Source organism: Saprospiraceae bacterium, from assembly GCA_016709995.1.
GTDB lineage: Bacteria > Bacteroidota > Bacteroidia > Chitinophagales > Saprospiraceae > JADJLQ01.
On sequence record JADJLQ010000001.1, the window covers coordinates 1,154,098 to 1,175,216 of the forward strand.

At 41.7% G+C, this 21,119-nt stretch carries 17 protein-coding genes and 1 pseudogene; 8 read left to right on the top strand and 10 right to left on the bottom strand.

From position 1 onward, the window contains the following. Nucleotides 1-52 precede the first annotated feature (52 nt). Nucleotides 53-895, top strand: coding sequence for a class I SAM-dependent methyltransferase (locus IPJ09_04875; GenBank protein MBK7370765.1), 843 nt, complete (start codon nucleotides 53-55; stop codon nucleotides 893-895). Here IPJ09_04875 and IPJ09_04880 read toward each other — a convergent pair. Then, nucleotides 892-3,521: pseudogene (locus tag IPJ09_04880) on the bottom strand (AAA family ATPase). The gene IPJ09_04875 and the pseudogene IPJ09_04880 overlap by 4 nt on opposite strands. A 124-nt stretch (nucleotides 3,522-3,645) precedes the next feature. Between IPJ09_04880 and IPJ09_04885 the strand changes: the two are divergent. Genes IPJ09_04885 through maf form a run of 5 tightly spaced genes read left to right on the top strand, consistent with a single transcriptional unit; the run spans nucleotide 3,646 to nucleotide 6,302 of the window. After that, nucleotides 3,646-3,987, top strand: coding sequence for a 2Fe-2S iron-sulfur cluster binding domain-containing protein (locus tag IPJ09_04885; protein MBK7370766.1), 342 nt, complete (start codon nucleotides 3,646-3,648; stop codon nucleotides 3,985-3,987). 30 nt (nucleotides 3,988-4,017) lie between these two features. Beyond that, entirely contained in the window at nucleotides 4,018-4,263 is a 246-nt protein-coding gene (gene iscX / locus IPJ09_04890; protein ID MBK7370767.1) for a Fe-S cluster assembly protein IscX, read from the top strand. Between the two features lie 18 nt (nucleotides 4,264-4,281). After that, the gene (locus tag IPJ09_04895) at nucleotides 4,282-4,776 is read left to right on the top strand and encodes a 3-deoxy-D-manno-octulosonate 8-phosphate phosphatase (GenBank protein ID MBK7370768.1); all 495 of its coding nucleotides are present in this window, start codon (nucleotides 4,282-4,284) and stop codon (nucleotides 4,774-4,776) included. Nucleotides 4,777-4,785: 9 nt separating this feature from the next. Beyond that, nucleotides 4,786-5,712 carry a geranylgeranylglycerol-phosphate geranylgeranyltransferase gene (locus tag IPJ09_04900; GenBank protein MBK7370769.1) on the top strand — a complete coding sequence of 309 codons (927 nt, stop codon included), beginning with the start codon at nucleotides 4,786-4,788 and terminating at the stop codon, nucleotides 5,710-5,712. After that, nucleotides 5,709-6,302 (top strand): septum formation protein Maf, encoded by a 594-nt coding sequence (gene maf, locus IPJ09_04905; protein MBK7370770.1) that lies wholly within the window; start codon nucleotides 5,709-5,711, stop codon nucleotides 6,300-6,302. The genes IPJ09_04900 and maf overlap by 4 nt, the downstream gene beginning before the upstream one ends. Here maf and IPJ09_04910 read toward each other — a convergent pair. From IPJ09_04910 to IPJ09_04935, 6 genes are all read right to left on the bottom strand, one after another. Beyond that, nucleotides 6,292-6,504 carry a hypothetical protein gene (locus IPJ09_04910; GenBank protein ID MBK7370771.1) on the bottom strand — a complete coding sequence of 71 codons (213 nt, stop codon included), beginning with the start codon at nucleotides 6,502-6,504 and terminating at the stop codon, nucleotides 6,292-6,294. The two genes, maf and IPJ09_04910, sit on opposite strands and share 11 nt — an antisense overlap. Nucleotides 6,505-6,752: 248 nt before the next feature. Then, the gene (locus IPJ09_04915; GenBank protein ID MBK7370772.1) at nucleotides 6,753-9,035 is read right to left on the bottom strand and encodes a T9SS type A sorting domain-containing protein; all 2,283 of its coding nucleotides are present in this window, start codon (nucleotides 9,033-9,035) and stop codon (nucleotides 6,753-6,755) included. Beyond that, nucleotides 9,025-11,043: a hypothetical protein gene (locus IPJ09_04920; GenBank protein MBK7370773.1), complete on the bottom strand. Its 2,019-nt coding sequence runs from the start codon at nucleotides 11,041-11,043 to the stop codon at nucleotides 9,025-9,027. The genes IPJ09_04915 and IPJ09_04920 overlap by 11 nt, the downstream gene beginning before the upstream one ends. 3 nt (nucleotides 11,044-11,046) lie before the next feature. After that, nucleotides 11,047-11,838, bottom strand: a complete 792-nt coding sequence (locus IPJ09_04925) for a hypothetical protein (GenBank protein ID MBK7370774.1) — start codon at nucleotides 11,836-11,838, stop codon at nucleotides 11,047-11,049. Further along, nucleotides 11,775-12,200 (bottom strand): hypothetical protein, encoded by a 426-nt coding sequence (locus IPJ09_04930; GenBank protein ID MBK7370775.1) that lies wholly within the window; start codon nucleotides 12,198-12,200, stop codon nucleotides 11,775-11,777. Before IPJ09_04930 ends, IPJ09_04925 begins: the two co-directional genes overlap by 64 nt. A 201-nt stretch (nucleotides 12,201-12,401) precedes the next feature. Further along, complete coding sequence (locus tag IPJ09_04935; protein ID MBK7370776.1) at nucleotides 12,402-13,817, bottom strand: ABC transporter ATP-binding protein; 1,416 nt, start codon at nucleotides 13,815-13,817, stop codon at nucleotides 12,402-12,404. 144 nt (nucleotides 13,818-13,961) lie between these two features. On the opposite strand from IPJ09_04935, the gene IPJ09_04940 reads away from it, so the two are divergent. Then, nucleotides 13,962-14,693, top strand: a complete 732-nt coding sequence (locus IPJ09_04940; GenBank protein ID MBK7370777.1) for an esterase — start codon at nucleotides 13,962-13,964, stop codon at nucleotides 14,691-14,693. Here the strand turns inward: IPJ09_04940 and IPJ09_04945 are convergent, their stop codons facing one another. Next, entirely contained in the window at nucleotides 14,694-15,782 is a 1,089-nt protein-coding gene (locus IPJ09_04945) for a hypothetical protein (GenBank protein ID MBK7370778.1), read from the bottom strand. Nucleotides 15,783-16,023: 241 nt separating this feature from the next. On the opposite strand from IPJ09_04945, the gene ggt reads away from it, so the two are divergent. After that, complete coding sequence (gene ggt / locus IPJ09_04950) at nucleotides 16,024-17,724, top strand: gamma-glutamyltransferase (GenBank protein MBK7370779.1); 1,701 nt, start codon at nucleotides 16,024-16,026, stop codon at nucleotides 17,722-17,724. 6 nt (nucleotides 17,725-17,730) lie between these two features. Here ggt and IPJ09_04955 read toward each other — a convergent pair whose 3' ends face one another. After that, nucleotides 17,731-19,911: a bifunctional alpha,alpha-trehalose-phosphate synthase (UDP-forming)/trehalose-phosphatase gene (locus IPJ09_04955; protein MBK7370780.1), complete on the bottom strand. Its 2,181-nt coding sequence runs from the start codon at nucleotides 19,909-19,911 to the stop codon at nucleotides 17,731-17,733. 53 nt (nucleotides 19,912-19,964) lie between these two features. Beyond that, nucleotides 19,965-21,011 (bottom strand): magnesium/cobalt transporter CorA, encoded by a 1,047-nt coding sequence (gene corA / locus IPJ09_04960; GenBank protein ID MBK7370781.1) that lies wholly within the window; start codon nucleotides 21,009-21,011, stop codon nucleotides 19,965-19,967. Nucleotides 21,012-21,119: the final 108 nt, after the last annotated feature.

The following is a 21,119-nucleotide window of genomic DNA, read 5'->3' on the forward strand; positions in this document are numbered from 1 at the left end:
GTGGATACACTTTAACCAAATAAATCAACCCTTTAGTATTAATAAAATTCAAATGCAGCCAGGTAAATCAATCAATATTGCCAAAGAGGCCATTAAATATTACTTAAATTCTAAAACGATCCATCATATAGACTCTCCTTATGTCTTTTCTTTGGTAAAAACCATACTGGATTCGGATCGAAAAGAGCTTGTTTTTGAAAGTATAGAACTACTCAGAAATAGGCTGATTCAAAGAACAGATTTTTTTAAAAGGACAGATTTTGGCAGTGGCTCTCAATTACAAAATCTAAATGAAGATCGGGTGAAGGTAGGCCCTTGGGTCAAAAGCAGTAGCCAACATCCCTATTACGGCCGTTTACTTTTTCGCCTGGTATCCTATCTTCAACCGCACCATATACTTGAATTGGGCACGGCGGCCGGCATTTCAGGCGCTTATCTCGCCTCAGGCTTGATCGACGGAAACCTCACTACGATGGAAGGAGATCCATTTGTCTATCAACTATCTAAAAACAGTTTTGACCAATTAGGTTTGTCCAATATCCGATCTTTGCAGGGCACTTTCGGGTCGTTGCTCAGTGAGGCTATATTAAGACCAATGTGTCCGTTGGATATGATCTATATCGATGGACATCATGATGGCCATGCCGTAGAGGAATATATCCACCGAGTTCAGCCCTATCTGGATCCCAGCCGACATACGATCATCCTCGACGATATCAGATGGAGTGATTCAATGAAAGAGACATGGTTGATATTGTCTCGTTCCGGAAGATGGAATATCAGTCTTGATTTGTACAGGATGGGATTATTGATCCGTACGGACAATAAAACCGAATTTCATCACGGAGTGATCGCTAAAAAATTTAAACCTTTGACTCCCGGATTGTTTCGTTAATTTTTGACATAACCGATCGACTTTCTTCCGGATTGCAGCGAGGCCGTATCCAGGGAAAAGCCAATGACATCATCAAGCTGAATCAAACTCATGTCAATAACCTTTACATTTTTTAATTTAGCCACACGAAGGGTCTGATGCTGAATGGCTTCGGAGATGGTAGTTCTCACCATTCGGGCATTGCCAAAAAAACGGTCCCTGTACTGATAAATAAAATCAAAATAAGCCGCCAAATGTTTGGCTGCTTTGGGAGCGAGCTTCATATTGTGGTCAGCGACCATTTTCAAGGCAATCTTCATCAAATCCTTTGGATCATAATCATCAAACCTGAGTGTTTTGTCAAACCTGGAACTAAGCCCTGGGTTGGCCTTAATAAAATCATCCATATTGTCTGGATATCCTGCTGCAAAGACAAAGAAATTGCCCCGTTGATCCTCCATCCTTTTGAGCAAGGTTTGGATGACCTCGTGGCCAAAGTCTGCACCAGCAGAACGCATAGAAAGCAAAGAATAAGCCTCATCGATAAACAATACACCTCCCATAGCTTCATCTAACTTTTCAGTAGTTTTGAGGGCTGATTGCCCTACATAGCCAGCTACCAATCCCTGGCGATCTGTTTCTACCATATGACCTCTTTCGAGAATGCCGAGTGCTTTATATATTTTGCACAAAATCCTTGCGATGGTGGTTTTTCCGGTACCGGGATTACCTACCAGGAGGGTGTGTAAATAAAAATGCTGTAACACATCTTTTCCCATCTTATGATAATATTGAACTACATCAACCAATTCGAGAATTTGTTTTTTGATAGAGACCATACCAATAAGTGCATCCAGTTCCTGGAGTGAGATTGCTAACAATTTTTTATCGATAGGGATGATGGTCGATTTGTTTTTTTCTGTAATAGACAAATGTTCAACATCAGACAGGAGTATTTCTGAAAGTACTTGATCATCCAGGGTTTCGTAGGACTTTAATTTTCCATGCATGACCCTAAGTCCTAAATTGACTTTTGATTTTTCGATCAGGTCATACACAAATCGGGCATTGCCAAACGTGCGATCCCTGTTCCTATATGCTTCCAGAATAAGATCATTGATTTTTACATTCGCCTCAGTAGTTAACTTTACTTCCTTTTTGGTGCAAGCTGAAAGAGCTATCTGGGCAAGCTCCTCAGGTGCATAATCTTTGAAGTCATAATAGAGTTTGAATCTTGATTTGAGTCCGGGATTTGAATCTAAAAAATACTTCATCTCTTTGGGATAGCCTGCTACAATTACTGCCAGGTCTCCGGCACCGTTGGACATTTCTTTGACGAGGATTTCGAGGACTTCGCGGCCAAAATCCTTACTGTCATCATTGGATCGTGCCAGGGCGTAAGCTTCGTCTATAAACAATACTCCACCACGGGCTTTTTCGATGGCCTCCCTTACTTTAGGCGCAGTCTGACCGATATATTCTCCGACCAGGTCTACCCTATCTACCACATGCACATGTCCTTTGGACAGCAACCCCATCTTGTAATAAAGATTACCCATCATATTGGCTACGGTCGTTTTGCCTGTGCCCGGATTGCCAATAAATACGGAGTGAATATTGATATCATCTTCTTCCTTAAACCCATGTTGTTTCCTTAGTTGAACAAATTGAAGATATTGAGCGTGATCATGGACCTGTTTTTTAATTTTGCCAGTCCAATCAAATCATCCAACCTGGACAGGAGTTGATCGAGACTTTGCTCTGGTGGGGGCAATTCGACCAAAAATCCCGGGACCGGTTGATTTGGCAGAAATACCGGGACCAGACCAGGCTCTGCATTTTCTTTAAATTCGATGGCAGCAGAAGCGATCAGGTGATCCAGGTACACGATTTCGACAAAGACCTTGCCACGCTTCCAGGTACCTTTTGAGGGCATGCCACAGGAAGCAGCAAATTCTACCGCATCATCTTCTTTTTTGACATTTTTCAGTTTAACTACCTGTGCTTTGAGCTCTCTTGTTTCATTAAAAAACCTGAAAAACAACTCGCATTGCCAGTTATGTGATCGATTTTTATTGATTAAGTACAGCTCCAGATGGATCATCCGGGTTTCGGCAATTGAAAAACTTTTTAAGTAAATGCGATCATCTTCACTGGTATCTTCTTCATTGCCTTCATAAAATTTTAATGAGGTGATATCAAAATATGGGTTCTGTATAGAGGTAATAGGCTCACCCGCATCTTCAATGTAAAAATATTTACTGCCGACGCGTTCTTCGGCTATCCATGCTTCCCAATAATAAGTACCTTTTTTCCAAAATGCACCATCCTTTTTATTGCCCCAACCTTCCTGAACCTGGACTATAGATTCATATTTACTGACCTGCCGCTTAAATTCCAGGCTGCATAATTCCTGGTTCGGATGGTGCAGTGCAAAACATTTGAGCCTGATAGCGGCTTCCCAGGCCTGGGTATCAAAATATTTATTGTAAAACGAAAGTTCTACATAAATGAAAGTAGTTTCATACCGATCGAATACTTGTCTGTATTTGTATTTTTGATCTGCAAGCCATTCAGTTGAGCTATAGATCTTTAAATCCTTGAATTTGAAGTTGGGTTCGGTTGAAGGGGCTAAAGTCTCTTCCATAATGGTGATTGATCAGTCAATTTCTAAGTTTTTGACTAATAATCCAAAAAATATTAGGCAAGGATCAAAACTATATGGTGTAATTAACGGTTATTAGCTTTTGATACTTAATTTTGCACACTCAATGTCTACCATACTATTTCGTTTTGAAAATCCTAAGCTAGAACCTATCAAAGTAGAGACTCAAGCCAAAGGATACAGCATCCTTGAACTGACAGAAGATCACGACATCCATCTCAATCATAATTGTGGAGGGGTTTGCGCATGCAGCACCTGTCATATATATGTAGATAAAGGAGCCGAATTCATTGAAGAAATCTCTGATAAGGAGGAAGATTTTATCGACCGGGCCAGAAACCCCAAATTGGAATCACGCCTGGCTTGCCAGTGCATATTTTTAAACGAAGATGCGGTAGTAGAAGTCACCATACCAGATCAATCGGCCATCATCGGTCACGAACATTAATATTTATTTATTTTTCAACCATTCAAGGACATGTCATTTAAAAACCTGGAAGACCTCCCTATTCATTGGAAAGATCATGAAGACATCGCCATGAAACTATACGAAAGATTTGGTGACGATTTTAATGAAAGTAAAATCTATCGTATACGCTTCACAGAACTAATGAAGTGGGTATTGGAGATTCCCCAGTTTGCGAGTACCAAAGAAGCCTGTACAGAGGCTCACCTCGAACAGATCCAAGCCAAATGGGTGTATGAATGGAGGGATAATCAATAATAATTTTTAACCATTATTATGTCAGTACTGGATAGTCTTATTCATATCAAAGCTTTTGTATTTGATGTAGATGGTGTAATGACTGATGGCAATTTATTATTAACTGATGAGGGCCATTTTCTTAGGACATTCAATATTCGTGATGGATATGCCATCCGCAAAGCTGTAGACGAAGGCTATTTATTAGCTGTGATCTCCGGCGGTCGATCACAGGGTGTTGAAAAAAGACTTAGAGATCTTGGAGTAAGAGACATTTTTTTAGGCATCAACGATAAAGCCCCTGTCCTCACCAGGTGGATGAATTCAAACTCGATCACTCAGAACCAACTCGCCTATATGGGCGACGACATCCTTGATATGGTAGCCATGAATCAGGCTATATTGCGTGCCTGCCCTGCTGATGCTGTTGCAGAAGTAAAAGCTATAGCAAATTATTTTGCTACTAAGCCTGGCGGACATGGTTGTGTAAGAGAACTGATTGAAATGGTGCTCAAAGCACAAAACAGGTGGTAAATTCACACTATGGCTTTTACAGCTGCCAGTTTTTTTCGTTTGATCAGGTATCCCAATCTTTTAATGTCTGCTCTGGCTATCTGGGTGCATTGGCATTTTCTGATCGCCAGGCCTTTGTCTATGATTCATCAACCCACACTGATGAATTTTTGGATCATACTTGGTGTTGGACTGAGTTTTGCTTTAGTGATGGGCGGGGGATTTGTGATCAATGACATTTTTGATGAAAAGATAGATAGGATCAATAAGGGTGATCGCCAAATCTTGGGCAATTCGATTTCATTAAAGTGGGCCTGGAAACTTTATTGGATCCTCAATACATTGGCCATGCTGGCTACTTACGTGATTGCCTATCAATTAGAGCTATTGAAATATGTTTTTTTACTTCCTTTGAGTGTAATCCTGTTATACTTTTATTCTTCAAGACTTAAAAAAACAGCATTTTTAGGAAATCTTTGCATTGCCATTCTCTGCGGTTTTGTACTATGGATACCTTTTCTTGGAGAATCTTCTGGTTTGAATGTCATTCAAAAGAATACAGTCAGTGCTCAATTTTTTTATTGCAGCGTAGTAGCTTTTTTTCTTACCCTGACCAGGGAGTTGATCAAAGACATCCAGGATATAGATGGTGATAAAGCGGGCGGTGCTCGTACGGTTCCGATCATCTGGAGTACAAAAAAGACTTTTCGATTGGTCATCACCCTTATCATAATTACAATCATCAGTCTATTGACAGGCATCTTCTACTTTGACTTTAATTGGATCGGTATCTTATTGATTACTGTAAGCCTCCTCGGGCCTTTACTCATTATGCTGTATAAGTTGTTGGGAGAGTGCAGTCATTCCTACATGGGTAGATATTCTACTTTGGTAAAAATTTTAATGGCTGTGGGTATGATCTTATTACCAATGTGTTTAAGTATTTTTCGCAGATGAATTGGATGAAAACTCAAAGGATTATTCTTGCTTCGCAATCTCCCAGGCGCAAAGAGCTCCTGGCTCAGGCTGGGTTTGAATTTGATGTAATGGTGGCGGATATCGATGAAGAAAATTTTCCGGCAGACCTCGCCATTACAGACTTGCCTGCTTATCTCGCTCAAAAAAAAGCCCAAAAAATTTTTGATCTGCACCATACACAAGATCGGTTGATTCTGGCCGCAGACAGCCTGGTCTTTAAGGATCAAAGGATATATACCAAACCGATCGACCGATCTGATGCCATCTATATTTTAGACTCATTGCAAGGCCAAAAACACGAGGTTATTACTGGAGTCTGTTTACTGTCAGCAGACTATCTTGATATAAGGTCAGTGTTGACTGAAGTAGTTTTTGAGCCAATGTCAAAACCTGAAATTGAATATTATATTGATGTATTCAAGCCTTATGACAAAGCAGGTGCTTACGGCATCCAGGATTGGATAGGTCTCTGTAAAGTAAAGGAGATCAGGGGGTCTTACAGCAATATCATGGGATTACCTATGAATATCGTGTACACCATGTTAGAAAAATATCTGACTAAGGCTTGATAAAGGAAACAACAGCTTTTACCAATTTGATCAAACCCTCAAACTCAGGATATTTCATCAACTCCTGGGGCATGGCAATCAAATATTCTGTGGCTTCAATAGTTTGATCTGCCACAAATGGACAAAAATTAAGATAACAAAAAATGACAGCACTCAAAACAAGCAAAGTAATGAACGCAATATTGGGAGATCGGCGCTTCATGGTCGCAAATATACAAAAACCCTTAAAAAATAACAAGTTAAGTTTTTATGAATGGGATGCTGAGATTGTTTTTTAAAAAAATGACCCAAATTCTGAGTAGGTTTTTAGGAGTGAAATGAACATCAATGCAAGTCTAGGTGATCCGCAGTAGGATGAATGTCCGCATGATCCTTGGCGATTTTGCAATCCTACTGTTTTGGCCCATGCTCAGCAAGTATATCAGCATGATCCTTATTGGCTTCACAATGCTAATCGATGAGGATCATTTTTTTGGCGGCACTAAAATCTTTTGTTTCTAGCGTATAGTACATCACCCCGGAACCAGTCAGATCAATTTTAGATACTTTGAGTTGATTAAATCCTTTGACTCCGTCCTGATGATACACTCTAACTACCCTACCGGTGATGTCAGTGATTTTTAAAGTCACTTTGTCAGCTTTGGCCAGCTCGTATGCGATCATAGTAGAGGAAGTAAATGGATTAGGCGTATTTTGATGCAAAGCATATCCTAAAGTAGACCGGCTGCCTACTTCGAGGGCCACCCCTAAACTAGATCCTGTCACCGCTGTTGATTTGTATGCTTCAGCGTGCGTATACTTAGAATTGATAAACATACTTTCACTCAAGGTAATGTCTCTGGTAGCTTTCACTTTGATGCTGAAGAGTACATCGGTAAAGGAAGCATAGATCCCAGTATTGTCATTCCAGGAGGTCGTGATATAACCCTGACCGAGTTTGGTCAAACCAAAATTATTATTGCTAATTTTCAATTTTCCGGGCTCGATTGATTTTAATTCCAAACCTTTCATCGCAAGGGTAAATTGATAACCCTCGATCTGGCGGAAGTTTTCAGCAGTGAATTCTACTACTGTCTCCTCACCTGCTTTAAGTGATTGATCGATGATTTTGAATCGCAATACATCCGCTGCTCCACGGCTTTCAGCACCTAATAAACTATGAGGTACAACAGAGCTGTTGAGATCACCCACTTTGATACCGATAAAGTCACGATTGATTTCATCTTTACTCAAAGTTGACAAATCTATCTTCTCCGGGAAGTTCCATGGATTCGCAGGATTGGTGAATATATAATCTTTGGGTACAAACCTCCACGAATCCGTGTTAGGTAATTTGTCGTATACCGTTAAAATTAATTTTCTCAGCTCTATAAGATCTACAGCACTAATGTCACCGCTTTTGTCTGCATCTGCGGCGATAAGATGGTAAGGGGATGTGATTACCTGCTCGCCAATGATATGTTTTTGAATTAAAATCAAATCGATCGTGCTGACTCCATTCGTAGGATGGTCTGTGCGCACCGGAATTATTGAATAAGCACCATACATGGGGAGATTGTCAAAAGCATAGGTACCGCTTGAACTTGTTTTAAAAATGGGCACAGTCTGACCACCCCTGGTTTCAAGGGTTACCTGCTCCACCGGTTCACTGGTCTCCGTCATTATTTTGCCACTAACATCTGCCAACAAATCGCTGGCGCCACCACATATATTCCCGCTGCCATCCTGGATATTTAATATGGTATGACAAAAATCTACATTGCCTGTGGCATCTGTCACATAGATATCTACTTCATTGATTGCAGCGATACCATTGGGAATATCCTTACAGGTAAATGTATCACTTAACATTTTTCCATCGGCGTCAAAGCTAAACTTCAAATCAGCTTTTTTGGTGCAGTTGTCATAACTACCTGCATCCAGATCTTTAGCCCATACGATGATGGATCCGGTGGAAGGCATGATGACTGTAGCAATACCATTATAACAGTAAGGAGTTGGTTTCTTACAATCTTTCACTTCTATTTTGCAGGTAGTAGTGTCTTCTTTACCACAATTGTCTTCCGCTATAATCGTCAGCAAGTGCTTGCCGGCAGTAAGCTTCAAGGTTGATGGGAAAGCTGCTGAAGTGAATCGTTTTTGATTAGGTCCGCTTTTGAAGTCAATAGAAGTTACGTTGTACTTCTTGCCGTCGTAATCACTGGTAGATGCATTTAAATTGACTTCATACCTGAAGCTGATCAAGGATGTTTCTGTGCAATTATCCGTTGCCACAAAGTCAGGGCCTATGTATACAGGTACACTGCACATTGGATCTGGCTCTGCACCGGCTCCGGTGTAACCGTCATAAAAACAGAAGGTTGTATCACGGCAAGTTACTTCAGGAGCGATGGTATCGATCACTTTGATGATCTGGGTGTAGGTCACAAAACCATCACCATCATCCTTTAATTTTCTGTACACACAATATCTATCTGCACTGGCTACAAACCGGTCGTCTACGATCACATCCGGATCATGGTCGTGTGCGTTTGGATCGTATTTACACCAGTCGATTAACTTCCAGGTACGAATGATTTTATAACAAGCATCCGGTACGATGTCAAATCGTTCATCATCGTATTGTACCCCTACTAACTCACAATCATCATCCATGATCATGGGTCTGCCGGTAGCATCAGGATCCAGAGCCGTTCCACCTCCACATACAGCGACTACATCTTCAGGGAACATTACCCTCAAAGTCAGATCGATGCTTCATGATAATCTTTTGCGTGCAGGAAACACTCGAGGTCATACATTTGTCTCCAACTGTCCAGGTGCGGCTGATCCAGCCATTACCACAATTGTCAATATACTCTTGATCTACAACTGTCGGTGCACCACCAATCCAGCAATTGTCCCAGATCTTAAAGTCTCCTTTCTCATAACCTGCAAGTGGAGTGCCATTAGGACCACCACTCAACAAAATGGGTTTGGAGAAATAATCTTTGGGATTGAGTTTGCCAGCCTGATCTGTTTTGTCAAGGCAAAGCCAAGTATGGCAATAGATTGGCGACCATGAATTAAGATCCTTGCGGTTGGATTCAGTTGAGTTGGGAACACGGCCACTGCCATAATCTCGACTCACACAAGGGTCTATCTCTCCACCATGTTCGTCCTGATGAACGGGGCCATAAATGCTGCAACCGTACCATCCAAAGGATTTTACTCCGGTTCCATCTAAGGTGTCTGACAAGTCACTATCATTTTCTTTTTTACATTCGATATTGTTGTAAGGTTTGCCGTAAAAATCACGGCAGGTAAAGTCTAATGCATTGTCTTTATCATCATCGTATGTATATCCAGTATCATCACAAGCGGCCCGAGCATACTCATAATCTCTATCTTTTTTGCTGCTTACCCCATCACAGTACCAGAAGATATCCTCCGGAGTCTCGCAAACAGGTGGAGTTTTGTCATCCACTAAAATATTGATCATACAATCATTATAGATCGATTTGCAGAGCGCCAGTGCAAAAGGCACAAATCCTGTGGCTGCCACTGCTGCCGTTATATCTTCACCCACATGTTGTTCAAGATAGGTCTGGATAGCATCCCCCTCAAATGGAATCGAAATCTTAAACTCTGGTATACAGAAACTTCCGATACCTTCTTCCTGGATACCTTCTATCAAATCGATGATGACCGTTAAATTAGGATTGGAAGGATTCAATGGTAAAAATCCAGGTACAAATTGTCTAACAAACTGCCTGAAAACAGACAATACTTTGAGGGTAACCAACCGCTGGCAGTCAGCTTCAGTTTTATTGTGGACCTTGAAGGAGTCAAGTTGTGCATAAGCTTCCGGGGCCAGTACTTTCTCCAACTGTTTCAATAACAAACTATTCGGATCAAAAACATGGTAAAAGGTAAAGTAATAGCCATAGATCTGGGCCATATACCATTTATGTTCTGTTAGCTTGGTGATATGGGGGTCATACAAAGCGGTCTTACAATTATCAAATACCCTCAATACCACTTGTCTTTCACCACACTCGGTCAGGTCTACATAATCCTTAAATACATAGGTGCTGAGGTATTCCTCTACAATAAATTCAAAAGAAGTCTTCATCTTTTCATAATTGGCCCAGCCACAGATGAGTTTAAGATGATCAGTATACGCTTTTCTATAATAATCTACAGAGTCCATATCCGCTACAGCATAATGAAGGTTGTCACAACAATTGTCTCTACTACTTGTGTTAAGATCTTTGGCATAAACCCTGGCCCAACAGGTTGCAGGGTCAACCGTCACCTGAGTGGTCTCTATACAATTAGGGGTAGGTGGGGTCATATCTTCTACGAAAACCACTAAGGGGAAATTGCAGGTATTATAACAAGCATCCGTAAGACTCATTTTACCAATATGTATACCTACCGGCAAAGAGATCGGAGCTCCGGTAGGGCCAAGATCTTTAGTCAGCACTACTGTTTTGCCAGGATGACCTGGATCTGCGTAGACGAAAGTATATGATTGTTTTACATCACTACAATCCCACACGTTCATTCGATTAATGTTAAAATTGGCATAACAGTCGTGAGGTCCTACTGATCTTAAATAACCAACAGTGTCTTTCAGACCAGTGACAATTTGAGTGATCGGGCCTGGTACATTCTGGGAACCAGCAACCACTATACTCGGATCAACTTTGTCTTCGATGGTGATATACTGAACACAGATTTTTCTTCGCCGGTACACCAGTCATAGATACGCCATTCCCCGTCGAATCTTAAATCCTGCTCCGCAGATGTCCAGCGGCTTATCCACATAACTTACTATGATCTTGCAAACACCACCGAGTTGAGGATACATTGGCGTTTTGTCCTTTATAATGGTACAAAATGCTTCATTTGGCTTTTTAACTATTTCAAAACCCTCATCATTTAATTCAATTTGAACCAGGGTCTTTTGCAGATCCAGCACGGAGTCTGACAAATAGGGCACTACCAGACTATCCGGATTTATGCAGAAATTTTCATTACTTCCAAAAACCTGGTTAGGAAGAATTAAATTATCAAACAAAACTTTGGTGCCTCCCCAACGCGCTGGAAAAGCTCCAAGTTCAACCATTGGATCTCCCTTGCCCTGCAATTTTAATAAAAATTCTGGTGATGGATAATTTGGGCTTTTGGGATCTTTAGAAAAAGTTACTAAATCCCAATATTTGACATTTAATATTGAAGATGGGTTCAGGTTACCACCGGTTGCAAATAGTTTTGTTCCATTGAGGCAATACATCCTGCATGGCAAATTAATCATGCTGGCGCAACATACACTATCCAGCACATTTTTTCTTATGGTCAGGGTATCTGTACAAGTATTTCCGTTACCCCAGGCATCACTAGTTTGAATATTGCGAATCGCCAGACCTAAAATACCTACACTATCGCATCCATAATCTTTCCAGGTGATGTTGGAGATGACATTGCTTACATCGGAGCAATTGTCTTTGCTTCTGCAGTCACCTGATTGATAGCAGCAAGTTGGAAGCAACTGATGGTGGTGCTTTTGCAGGGGACGAGAGGACCGGTTTTGTCTTCGATCGTTACATATCCCCAACAGCTATTATTAGTGGCTGGATCCTTTACTTGATAGACTACAGTATAACCTAACAGATCTCGATTTGCCCTGGTTGGTGGTATGCATGGTGCCACCTGAAATGGATAAGACAAGACCACTTCATATCCACAATCTCCAGGATTTTCTAAAAAGTCATCTGCTATAAAATCCCGGTAACAATCATCTGCATTCATGCTGGCATGAACATGATCATTACATACTAAGATACATTGTGCTGTGAGTTTTGAAAAAATGCTTAAAGTAAATAAAGCAAAAAAAAGTAAAAACTTTTTCATGTGTAAATTATGATTTGAAAGAGTATGATGTAAAACTAGATGCTAATATACATAAGGGCAAAGAAAATCAGCCACTTAGATATATTTATTTTACGATATTCTTATATGGATTTAAAAGCTTATAAATAAGCATATAACAATCAATAATTTAAACTTGAGACCTTATTGTTATATGAAAAAATTGGGGTCATCTGTCGAGACCTACCCGACCTGCGATAGAGATCCATCCATTAATTTATACACCCGGTGGCAAACTCTGGTCAGCAAAATCGACTGATGAGAAATAATTAAAATGGCTAAACCAGTATCTTTTTGAAATCGAAATAACATCTCAAGGATACTCACCTGAAGGCCGGTATTGAGGGCATTCAAAGACTCATCTAAAATCAAAAGCTCTGGCCCACATGCGATAGCTCTGAGCAAAGCTAGTCTTTGCCTCATACCGCCAGAAAGTGCAGAAGGTCTTTTATCCAGGATGTCTACAGGTAGATTGCCCATAGACAACAGTTTGGATATGGACAATCTCCCGGCGCCTGCAGCTATTGCCTCTCCGAGAATTGTTCTGCAAGAGAGGGAAGGATTTAGAGAACTATAAGCATCCTGAAATAAATAAATGATATTTTTATTAAGCTTATGCACTGCCACCAAATTGCCTTCAATATATATCTGTCCCTGGTCGGCTGGTTCTATGCCGGCGACGATTCTGGCCAGTGTGGATTTGCCGGAGCCTGAGGAGCCTATGAGTCCTATCACCTCACCTTTTTTGACAGACCAGGAGACATCATTAAGGATTATATTTTCTACCGGTTTTTTGTTTCCAAATGATCCCAATGTAGTCACGTAGGATTTATTTATATGGGCTAGCCTAATGACCTCCCCACCGACATGGTCGGTGGGAGCTGTTGGATATTCAACCCTGAATGGTATAAACGACGCGGCAGGGCCATCATATTCAAGCTTGCCTGCTCGTACGTACCATATTCGATCGCATAATTTTTTGGCTTTGTGTTGATCATGGGTGACCCAGATCAATGAAAATTTTTTTTCCTTTTTAAGTTTGAGCAAAAGATCAAAAACCAGGCTGGCATTTTCGGCATCCAGGGCGGACTCGATTTCGTCGGCAACAATGATCTGCGGACTACCCGCCATACAAGTTACTATCGCCAGGCGCTGTAGCTGTCCACCAGACAATTGATGGGGGTAACTGTTGAGGATACGATCGATATCCGCGAGACCGATCGCAGGCAACAACGTTTTGATGTCGTCGCTATTAAAATTTTTATCTGCCAACTGCTGTTTGATCTTCAAGACCGGATTGAAATATGAAAATGCCTCCTGCAGAATATAACCAATGCTAAGTCTGCGAAATTCTACAGCAGCAATGGTGTCACTGAGGTTTGATTCCTTGCCTTCATAACTAAAAGTATTGTATTGGCTGGAGATTTTGGCGCCATAAAAACGATTTAGTCCACCAATCGCAAGCGAAAGTTGGGTTTTGCCGGATCCACTATCTCCCAGCACCCCGATGAATTCGTCTTCTTTGACTTCCAGAGATATATCGTCCAGAATGACCTGATCTTCGTAGGATAAATTTAAATGTTGAAGCCTATACCACATCAGAGGTCAAAGTAACCACCTTTACCTCAAAGGTCAAAAGAAATTGAAAATGAACATCGTCCCTGCAGATTTTTACTTAATTCTGCCTTATCAAGTGAAGAGCTTTGTAATTTTAGAGCTTATTCTAACTGACAATTCAGATCGATGCAGAAAAAATTAGATGGCTGGCACAGCCCCTCCCTTAATAAACATATGGAGATCGTACAATACGGTCACTATGGTTTTGGCTTACTTTTATTGCCGACAGCGGCTGCAGATTACCTTGAATACGAAAGATTTCAATTGATCGATGCTATCGCACCTTACATTGAAAGCGGAAAATGCAAGGTTTTTTCAGTCAACAGTATCAACTCCGAAAGTTGGATGAATAGACAAATGCATCCTCCACACAAAGCGATCCGCCACAATCAATTTAATCAGTATATCTACCAGGAAGTGATCCCTTATATCAAGACGCATACTTCTCCAGATACACCGATCGTGATCTCAGGTGCATCGTTGGGTGCCCTGCATTCTGCCAACTTATTTTTTAAAAGACCTGATCTGCTGCAGGGGGTTATCGCTATGAGCGGCGACTACGATTTACAGACTTATACTGATGGTTATTTTGATGAACAAGTTTATTTTAATTCACCGATGGCCTATATCGCCAATCTTCACGACGAACACAATTTAAATCAGCTCAGATCTAGTCGGCATATCCATATTCTCACCGGTTCAGGCAGTTATGAGACACCAGATGCTTCCCGAAGATTCTCAAATTTATTGAATATTAAAGGCATCCCTCACGAATTGGACATCTGGGGATATGACATGCCGCACGACTGGCCTACCTGGAGGGCCATGTTGCCGCATTACCTGGCGACCAGGTTTTAATTAGTCTTTTGAAAAGCTAAGTGTTGCGGAAAAGATATGAGAATAATTGACCTCTTTGGCCTGATTGCCGATATTGGATAAGGCGTAGTCGATATGGACTTTGCCCAATTTGACTCCCACCCCAGCATTGGCCTGACCTCTGGTATTGTATTGAGTAAGGTTCAGTTCATCTTTGATCTTCTGAATATTGCCATACCCAAGCCGCAGGAAAACCAACCGTTCATATCCTAGCTCCAATCCTAGTTTGGGCTCTATGCTCACTGCATCAGAAGCTATAAGGGTATTTCTTTTACCGTCAAAATAAGCATTGAATCCAAGCTCCGGGGCTATACTGACTTTCTTTATCTTACAGTTATTGATCAAAAATCCTGCCCCTATCCAGGGCAAGGTCTTTTCTAAACTACTCACTGGTATGACATTGCCAGTCTTTTCAAGCACTGTTTTTTGTCCGTCGGTGAATGAAAAAGTCCATCCCGTAAAAGTAGTACTCAAGTCGTGTGCAGCCACTCCTATTGACCAGGCAGGCCGAATGATTTGCACCCCCATATCGATCCCAAACCCCCAGGCCCTGGCAAAAGGTCCAATGAGACGATGGAGTACCTTGACATTACCGCCAAGCCTGATCGATCGGGCCTCACTGGCGGTGCCCACCGCCGAGGCATAGGATAACAAAAAACCGTAATCTGCAGCAGAAAACTCGCTCACATTGTCAAACCGGATGCTGCCGTCCGGCGCTACCAGGTTGAGCGTATTGGGGATCTGATCTATAGCCAACCGAATCATAGTGAGACTTCCTACGGCTTGTTTTTCTTCATTAAATCTTTTAGCCAGTGCGATATGATCGTATTTTCCTACCCCACCAAACCATTCAGAATGCATGACGCCCAGTTGCAAAGGATCCTTAATATGTGACAAACCTGCAGGATTCCAGTAAGCAGCATTGACATCACTGACAGAAGCTATTACCGCACCAGACATACCATGGGCACGTGCCCCCACTCCGATGTTGAGGAAATCATTGCCGTAGGTAACTTGTCCGTAGGATATGCAGGTGACAAAACATAAAAACAGGAAGGCGAGCCATCTCATACGGCAAAAATAGGGGTTATAGGGGAATAGTGGATGGTCTGGTGTTTATAAGGCAAACCAGGCAATTTCGAACCAGGATGGTCTACGGTAATCGGGCAGATTCAAAATGTGTCTTGTGATCAGCCCACGAGCATATGCTACAAACCATCGAGGTGCACCACATGGTAGCTTGATTATAAATAAGTACCGGGCAGTTGATTAAAAGTCACTAAATTTCCTACGCACTTTCAAACAGAAAAACATGCGCAAATTATTCATTGTCTTCCTTACACTCCTGCTCATTCAATGTTCAACACCTACCAGGGTCACTGATTATTGGAGCACTATTCAAAAAAAATCAAGTTCCTCGAAAGCGATGGTAGTCAGCGGCCATCCTATTGCTTCCAAAGCGGGCATAGATATCATGAAAAAAGGTGGCAATGCCGTCGATGCTTCCATAGCGGTGCAGCTTGCACTGGCGGTAGTCTATCCAAGGGCCGGAAATATAGCTGGTGGTGGTTTTATGGTATATAGGTCGACTGCAGGCATTATAGACGCTTTAGATTATAGAGAAAAAGCGCCTGCCAAAGCTAGCCGCGACATGTACCTCGATGAAAATGGGAACCCTACAAAATTGAGTTTAGAAGGACATTTGGCTTCCGGGGTGCCGGGCACTGTGGACGGATTGATCGAAGCTAATAAAAAGTATGGCAAACTTCCGTTTGAAAAATTGATCGAACCTGCCATTATTTTAGCGGAGAAAGGATTCCTCATCACTCAAAATGAAGCAGATCGGTTGAATGCTGGCAAAGCAGTTTTTTCTAAATACAATGATCATTCAGCTTTTATCAAGTCTACTTTATGGAAACAAGGTGATCTGCTGGTGCAGCCAGAACTGGCATGGACTTTAAAACTTATTCAAGAACATGGAAGAGAAGGATTTTATGGTGGACCGGTGGCTGATAAAATCGTTGCCGAAATGAAAGCCGGCAATGGCATCATCACCCTACAAGACCTTAAGGATTATAAGTCCAAATGGCGAACACCTGTCACTGCTGACTATAAAGATTACAAAATCATCTCCATGCCACCCCCATCGAGTGGTGGAATAGCACTGGGTCAATTGCTCAAAATAGTAGAACCCTATCCTTTGAGGCAATGGGGATTTCGTGATCCTCGCACTGTACATCTCATGGTAGAGGCAGAGCGCAGGGTATACGCTGATCGATCCCAGTATCTGGGGGATGCAGACTTTTACGATGTCCCAAAGGACTCGCTGATGGACTCCAGATATCTGAAGTACAGGATGAAGGACTTCGACAGTACTAGAGCCAGCGTGAGTAATAGTATATATGCAGGAAATTTTAAACTAGCACTTGAACATTTCGAAACTACTCACCTGTCTGTCGTAGACCCGGAAGGAAACGCAGTCGCCGTGACCACGACACTTAATGGTAACTTTGGCAATAAAGTAGTGGTCAATGGTGCAGGTTTTTTCCTCAATAATGAGATGGATGATTTTAGTGTAAAACCCGGTGTACCCAATATGTTTGGACTCATCGGTGCTGAAGCCAATGCCATCGAACCAGGCAAAAGAATGCTCAGCAGCATGACTCCAACTATCGTGGAAAAACAAGGTAAATTATGTATGGTAGTAGGGAGTCCTGGAGGCAGCACCATCATCACCTCAGTTTTTCAGGTGATCCTGGATGTGGTCGAATGGGATATGAGTATGGCCAAGGCTGTAGCTGCCACTAGATTTCACTCACAGTGGCTTCCAGACGAGATCATGGTGGAGACTAAATCATTCGATCAGGAGCTAAATGCAACACTCACTGCTAAGGGCCATAAAATCCGGGATATCAAATCCATAGGCCTGGTGGACGCTATTTTAGTAGACCAAAATGGCCGCCTGGAAGGTGGCGCTGACCCGAGAGGAGATGATCATGCTGAAGGCTGGTGAGTGGCCTCAGGCTTCAATCAATCTTTTTAAAAAACCTCTCACCTCCAGGACAGTATCCAGATGATATTTTGCTTTGGAAGCGGCATGACCTACTTTAATGGTTATAGAGTCCTCGGGCATGACAGCAAAAGTATCTTCGTCTGTCCAATCATCTCCAATAGCCAAATGCAGATCGTCCGGATGCCTGCTCACAAATCTAAATGCGGTGACACCTTTGTTGACTTCCATATTTTTCACCTCGACTACTTTGTCTCCTTCCAATACCTGCAATCCTTTAGAAGAAGCCAGATATCGTAGATGTGACATAAGTTCTCTTGATCTGAGTTCACCTAGTCCCACCTCTACCCCACGGTAATGCCAGACCAACCCATAATTTTTTTCTTCGATAAATGATCCTGGGGTCCGATCCACATATTGATCCATGACTTTCTTGATTTCCGACTTCCAATGTTTGCGTAGATTTTCTTTAATCATCCAGTCACTTCCGTTCTTTTTGGTCCACACCCCATGCTCTGCAATCAAAGTAAATGGGAACTGTCCAATCCATTCATCCAGGGTCTCATGAGGTCTTCCAGAGATGATCACCACATTGTTTTTCGGGTTTTTACCAAGACCTTCAAATATCTCAAGCAATTCTTCGTCAGGCTGACAAGCTGCCGGATCTACATTGAAGCCGACCAGAGTACCATCATAATCCAGGAATATATGCCTTTTAGTCGCTTTGGTAAATCTTGAAAGCATGTCTGGCAAGTCCAGCTCATCGATTTGTTTGGTGAGAAATTCTAATTGTTCTTTTTTGATCTCCTGAAGACTATCCATGAAGATCCTTACCCAATGATGAATATTATATTTCTGCAACGTGAGTTGCATTTTATCCATCCTGGTTTTTTGTTCTTCGGCCGGCATAGTCAAAGCCTGGTAGATAGCCTCGACAAACCGGTTTTTGTCAAATGGGTTGATCAGGATAGCGTCCGAAAGCTCTTTTGCAGCTCCTGCCATTTCGGACAAAATAAGTACACCTTTTTGATCGAGTTTGGAGGCAATAAATTCTTTAGCCACCAGGTTCATGCCATCACGCAGTGGTGTCACTAACCCTACATCTGCTATGCGGTAATAGGCTGAAAGTTTTTGCATAGGGATCGATCGATAAAAATAGTGTATTGGAGTCCACTTCATATTGCCATGGGTCCCATTGATGCGGCCTACCAATTCATCCACAGTCTCTTTCAAATCTTTGTACATACCCACATTGTCGCGGGAAGGTACTACGACCATGACCAGCGATACTTTTTCTTTAAACTCCGGGTACTTGATTAAAAACTCGTCGAAAACCCGCAACCTTTGAGGTATTCCTTTGGTATAGTCAAGTCTGTCGATACTCAGTATCAACCTTTTGCCACCCAAAGCTGTACGGTATTCTACTTCCTGGCTGATGGTCTCGGGCGAAGCAGCCGAAGCTGCATATTTTGCATAATCAATACCCATTGGAAAGGCATCCACTTTGACCCTCCTTGCCTGATTTTGAATATATTGGTTGCTGACATTAAACTGGGTCAGTCGGTTTGTTGAACTCAGAAAGTGACGCATATCATCATAGGTATGGAACCCTATAAGGTCGGCGCCTAAAAGTCCATGTAAAAGTTCTTTCCTCCATGGCAACATTCTGAACATCTCAAAGGAGGGGAATGGAATATGATTGAAGTAGCCGATGGCTATCCGAGGAAGCTTTTTTCGCAACATTTGGGGCAGTAACAAGAGCTGGTAATCATGCACCCATAACGTATCCCCTTCTTCGGTATATTTTAAGATGGTATCGCAAAATTTTTGATTTACCTTTAAATAGGCTTCCCAATATTTGTCGTCATATATAACCAGCTGAGGAAAATAATGAAAGTTTGGCCATAGTACCTCGTTGGAAAAGCCTTCATAGAATAGACGGATTTCTTCAGCAGTAAGAAAAACAGGTCGCATATTGTGCCTGGTCAGTTCGGAAGTCACCTTTGATTGATCTTCTACTGATGTAACATCCTGGCCCGGCCAGCCTATCCAGATATTATCACCTTGCTTGTACACCGAGCCAAGACCGGTGGCAAGCCCCCCTTCACTCGGTTTGAATAGGAATGAACCATTGGCCAGAATATCCATCTTAACCGGCAGCCTATTACTGATAATGATGGTTTTTGACATATATAAATTAACTTTTTTTAAAGTTCGCTTTGATCAATGGACAAATCGATTATTCACAACCATTTTTTTCGCCTAAAGTAATACAAGAATGCCAAGGATACTAAAAACATGAACCCTAACACTGTATAATATCCATACTTATATTTTAATTCCGGCATGTGTTCAAAATTCATCCCATAGATACCTGCGATAAAATTAAGGGGGATAAAAATAGTTGAAATAATGGTCAGGATCTTCATCACATTATTCATCCTGTTACTGATCTCGGTCTGATATAAATCATGAAGGGAATTGATCATATCCTGGTAAGTTTCAGACATATCAGAGATTTGAATGCTGTGATCGGCAAGGTCCCGCAGGTAAATATCCGTCTCAGGATGAATCAATGGATTTTCAGTCCGAATAAAACGATTGATGACCTCCCTCATGGGGTAAATGGATTTTCTTATACGGATGATTTGGATTTTCATATCATGGAGCACTTCTTTGGGTATGGCATTATTGGCAGAATGTAAACTTTCATCGATCTCTGATAATTTTTTTTCTATATAATCCAGTGCCTCATAATAATGATCTACGATAAAATCAATGATACTATAAGCTAAAAAGTCAGTGCCCCGAGGCCTGATCCGCCCCCTTTTGTGATACATTCGTTCGCGAATAGGTGCCAAAAAATCATCTGCATCCTCCTGAAAAGAGATTAAGAATTTTTGTCCAAAATAGAGTGTTACCTGTTCTTTAATCAATTCTCCATTTAGATTATTTATTTTAAGTGCCAGGATGGTGACGAAAATAGCATTGTCGTATTCATCCATCTTAGGCCGCTGATCCACATCGACTACATCTTCCAGGGCCAAGGGGTGGATTTCAAATTTATTGCCTATGCGCTCCATATAAGCAGCATCATGGAGGCCTCGGATATCCAACCAATACTGGTGGTTGGTGGCGTTCTTCCAGTCCAGCAAATCATCATTATGTAATTCTATGATTTCATCATCATTGTATTTAAGACAAGTAGTATCAGTCAATAACGAAATCCGATCGCCAGTGAACATGGGTGTCCCCGGAGGCATACCAGTTTTTCTTTTTTTTTGGCGCATAGGCAATGATAAGCATTTCCCGCAAGCTCCAAAAGGAATACTCCCGGCGATTAAACAAAATTCTTTCATGATGCCATCCACAGCAAAATCTCAATAAGAAGCTTCTTC

Coding starts and splice junctions, on each gene's coding strand:
- IPJ09_04910 (MBK7370771.1), bottom strand. CDS start 6,504: ATGAAGCGCCGATCTCCCAATATTGCGTTCATTACTTTGCTTGTTTTG.
- IPJ09_04900 (MBK7370769.1), top strand. CDS start 4,786: ATGGCTTTTACAGCTGCCAGTTTTTTTCGTTTGATCAGGTATCCCAAT.
- IPJ09_04930 (MBK7370775.1), bottom strand. CDS start 12,200: ATGAAAAAGTTTTTACTTTTTTTTGCTTTATTTACTTTAAGCATTTTT.
- IPJ09_04885 (MBK7370766.1), top strand. CDS start 3,646: ATGTCTACCATACTATTTCGTTTTGAAAATCCTAAGCTAGAACCTATC.
- IPJ09_04915 (MBK7370772.1), bottom strand. CDS start 9,035: ATGTTCCCTGAAGATGTAGTCGCTGTATGTGGAGGTGGAACGGCTCTG.
- IPJ09_04895 (MBK7370768.1), top strand. CDS start 4,282: ATGTCAGTACTGGATAGTCTTATTCATATCAAAGCTTTTGTATTTGAT.
- IPJ09_04935 (MBK7370776.1), bottom strand. CDS start 13,817: ATGTGGTATAGGCTTCAACATTTAAATTTATCCTACGAAGATCAGGTC.
- corA (MBK7370781.1), bottom strand. CDS start 21,011: ATGCGCCAAAAAAAAAGAAAAACTGGTATGCCTCCGGGGACACCCATG.
- IPJ09_04940 (MBK7370777.1), top strand. CDS start 13,962: ATGCAGAAAAAATTAGATGGCTGGCACAGCCCCTCCCTTAATAAACAT.
- IPJ09_04955 (MBK7370780.1), bottom strand. CDS start 19,911: ATGTCAAAAACCATCATTATCAGTAATAGGCTGCCGGTTAAGATGGAT.
- IPJ09_04945 (MBK7370778.1), bottom strand. CDS start 15,782: ATGAGATGGCTCGCCTTCCTGTTTTTATGTTTTGTCACCTGCATATCC.
- IPJ09_04875 (MBK7370765.1), top strand. CDS start 53: ATGCAGCCAGGTAAATCAATCAATATTGCCAAAGAGGCCATTAAATAT.
- ggt (MBK7370779.1), top strand. CDS start 16,024: ATGCGCAAATTATTCATTGTCTTCCTTACACTCCTGCTCATTCAATGT.
- maf (MBK7370770.1), top strand. CDS start 5,709: ATGAATTGGATGAAAACTCAAAGGATTATTCTTGCTTCGCAATCTCCC.
- iscX (MBK7370767.1), top strand. CDS start 4,018: ATGTCATTTAAAAACCTGGAAGACCTCCCTATTCATTGGAAAGATCAT.